This is a genomic window from Microcystis aeruginosa LEGE 91341, from assembly GCF_015206885.1.
Classification (GTDB): Bacteria; Cyanobacteriota; Cyanobacteriia; order Cyanobacteriales; family Microcystaceae; genus Microcystis; species Microcystis aeruginosa_H.
Window position 1 is genome coordinate 1 of sequence record NZ_JADEXY010000221.1, and the last position, 3,603, is coordinate 3,603.

Annotated in this window: 2 protein-coding genes; both read left to right on the plus strand. The window is 44.7% G+C overall.

Annotated elements, in window-relative coordinates; translation table 11 throughout:
• Positions 1 to 89: 89 nt before the first annotated feature.
• On the plus strand, positions 90 to 1,580 hold the full coding sequence (locus tag IQ234_RS20185) for a UDP-N-acetylmuramoyl-L-alanyl-D-glutamate--2,6-diaminopimelate ligase (protein WP_193958384.1): 1,491 nt from the start codon (positions 90 to 92) through the stop codon (positions 1,578 to 1,580).
• A 302-nt stretch (positions 1,581 to 1,882) separates the two neighbouring features.
• The gene (locus IQ234_RS20190; protein ID WP_193958385.1) at positions 1,883 to 3,469 is read left to right on the plus strand and encodes a serine/threonine-protein kinase; all 1,587 of its coding nucleotides are present in this window, start codon (positions 1,883 to 1,885) and stop codon (positions 3,467 to 3,469) included.
• Positions 3,470 to 3,603: the final 134 nt, after the last annotated feature.

Below are 3,603 nucleotides of genomic sequence, written 5' to 3' on the forward strand. Positions count from 1 at the left end.
CCCCACACCCCACACCCCCACTTCAGCCTAGGAACCTCTTGGATTATCGGCTAATCTAAAAGCAGCAATCCCTAGATTCAATCCTGACTATGAAACTGCAAGAACTTTTAACCAATATCACCCCGGTTTCCCCGATTTCTTCTCCTATCGCTTCTATTACCGAGATTACAGGAATTTCCACCAATTCCCATGCTTGTCAACCGGGAGATTTATTTATCGGTTTACCCGGTACTCGCGTCGATGGCGGCGAATTTTGGCGTTCTGCTTTGGAAACCGGGGCCGTAGCGGCGCTTATCTCCCCGGCAGCCGCAGCTAAATTTCCCCCCCCGGAGGATGCTTGCGTAATCGTTGTGGCAGATTTAGTTACTGCCACTGCTGCGATCGCTGCTAAATTCTATCATTATCCGGCCCTTACCCTAAAATTAATCGGTGTGACGGGAACCAACGGCAAAACCACCACCACCCATTTAATTGAATATTTTCTCAGCCAAGCAGGGATTCCCACCGCTTTATTCGGAACTCTTTACACCCGTTGGCAAGGATTCCAAGAAACTGCCAATCATACCACCCCTTTCGCTAACGAGTTACAAGCCAGTTTAGCCAAAGCAGTGAGCGCCGGCAATGAAATCGCCGTCATGGAAGTTAGTTCCCATGCACTGGCCCAGGGACGGGTACAGGGTTGTACTTTTCCGGTGACGGTGTTTACTAATCTCACCCGGGACCATCTCGATTATCACCTCGATATGGAGGATTATTTTGCCGCTAAAGCTAAATTATTTAGTCCCGATTATCTGCAAGGTAAGGCGATTATTAACCTTGATGATGCCTATGGTCAACGTTTAGCGGCCTCCCTCTCTCCCCAACAGGTTTTAACCTATAGTGTGTCCGATGCTCGTGCCGATTTTTATACTAAAGATTTACACTATCAACCCACGGGAGTGGAAGGGGTGATGATGACTCCCCAAGGAGAAATAGCCTTTGCTTCTCCTCTGGTGGGTCAATATAATCTAGCTAACCTGTTAGCGGCGGTGGCGGCAGTGTTAGAATGTGGTGTAGATTTAGAGACAGTAATCGCCCAAATTCGCCAGTTTTCAGGAGTACCGGGACGGATGGAACGGGTTAGCATCGCTCCCGACCAAGATATCAGCGTCATTGTCGATTATGCCCATACTCCCGACAGTTTAGAGAATGTTTTAAAAGCTTCCCGGCCTTTTATTTCTGGTCGGATGATTTGTGTTTTTGGTTGTGGCGGCGATCGAGATCGGACAAAACGGCCGTTAATGGGGAAAATAGCGGCCGAATTAGCAGATTTAGCCATAGTTACCTCGGATAATCCCCGCACAGAGTCTCCCGAACTAATCCTTGAGGATATTATCGCTGGCATTCCCCCAGAAATTACCGTGCAGGTAATTAGCGATCGCGCTTTGGCCATTGACACCGCTATTCAAGCAGCACAACCGGGAGACGGAGTAATTATTGCCGGTAAAGGTCACGAAGATTATCAAATTTTGGGGACGGAAAAAATCCATTTCGATGACCGCGAACAGGCCCGGGCCGCTTTGATGAAAGGGAAAAAGTGATTAGGGGTGTTGAATTATCAAGAAAAGCTAAGATTAGTTGACAATTAGCAGAGGTAGCCAATTTTAAAATCTGTGGTAAGCTAGAAGGGTTTAGGGAAAAATCCCAGTTAACAAGCAAACTCCATCTTGATAAGTTGCCCCTGTGTTAACTAAGCAATGACATAAAAAAGCGTTACAGGCGCTTTGAATGTTTCAGGCCTCTGGTTTTGGACTTTCGGAGATACCTCTTCTTGAGGAGAATCTCTGAGGGTGCATTGTTGAACTGTCTTAGCAAAAAAGTATTGGTCAACTGGTGACTCTATATGACCTACTGCCTTAATCCTGACTGTCCTCAACCGAAAAACGCCCCAACAGCGTTAATCTGTGAGAGTTGCGGTTCAAAACTGCTTCTGCACAACCGCTATCAAATTCTAGGCATTTTAGGGAAAGGAGGGTTTGGGGCAACCTTTGTCTCATCGGATTTGTCCCTACCAGGTACCCCCCTATGTGTGGTCAAACAACTGCGACCTTGCACTGATGATGCTAATGTTTTTCAGATGTCCAAGGAACTTTTTGAGCGAGAAGCGGAAACCCTGGGAAAACTGGGGATTCATCCGCAGGTTCCCCGATTATTGGACTATTTTGAAGATAATCAACAGTTTTATCTAGTTCAAGAATACGTCAAAGGTCATAACCTCTACCAAGAGGTAAAAAAACGCGGACCGTTTAGCGAAGCGGGAGTCAAACAGTTTCTAAGTGAACTTTTGCCGATTTTGAAATATATCCACAAACAAAAGGTAATTCATCGGGATATCAAACCTGCTAACCTAATTCTTCGGCACACGGATCGAAAATTGGTTCTGATTGACTTTGGGGCTGTCAAAAATGAAGTTAACACTGTTATTGCCAATGTCAATTCTCAAAACGCTTTTACTAATTTTGCCGTGGGTACTCAAGGTTTTGCCCCTCCCGAACAGATGGCCATGCGTCCAGTCTATGCCAGTGATATCTATGCCGTGGGAGTTACCTGTATCTATCTACTTACGGGCAGATCTCCTAAGACTATCGAAGTTGATGTCAATACAGGTGAATTACTCTGGGAAAAATTAGTCAAGGTGAGTCCCCAGTTTGCTAAAGTCCTGAAAACAATGCTGGAAGTCTCCGTCCGTCATCGCTACAAATCCGCCCAAGAGGTAATGGATGCTTTAGACATGACCGCTTATGCCGATAGTCTAGCCCAAAGTTTAATCGCGGCTCCAATGGTTACTTCCCCGAAACCACCACAAGATTCAGGTCAAATAGCCACTTCCTTCATTTCTGGCTCTCTCAACTCTAAATTTCGCACCAAAAATAAAAATCCAGAGGGCTCTCCAGATAATCTGCCAGGGGCGCAGATGGCCTTTTCAACAACCAATACAAATATACCATCTAAAAATAAAGACCACAGCAGCCCAGATATAACCTTACCGAAGAGAAAACGCCGCTTAGATGAAAAAGCGATTCTCGATGCTTACAATAACGGCCGGCGCAATTTCGCCCAGGAGGAATTATCGAATCTTAATCTGTCTAAAGCACAACTTTTGCGGGTAATTTTCTTTCAATGCAAATTAACAGGAACTAATTTACAAGGGGCCGATCTGTCCAATGCGGATCTGGGCCGGGCCAATCTCAGTCAAGCTATTCTCAAAAATACCAATTTAGATAATGCCTATCTCGCTTATGCAGACCTGGAAGAGTCCGATTTGCGCGGGGCGAATCTCACCGGAGCCAATCTTCGCCACGCTAATCTCAAAAACGCTAATCTTTGCGGGGCTAATCTCTCTGATGCCCAAGTAAATCGAGAACAAATCGTCCTAGCAAAAACCAACTGGTTAACAGTTATGCCCAATGGTAAACGCGGTTCTTGGTAATCTTTCCTTATGAATTATGAATTATGAATTATGAATTATGAATTATGAATTATGAATTATGAATTATGAATTATGAATTATGAATTATGAATTATGAATTATGAATTATGAATTATGAATTATGAATTATGAAT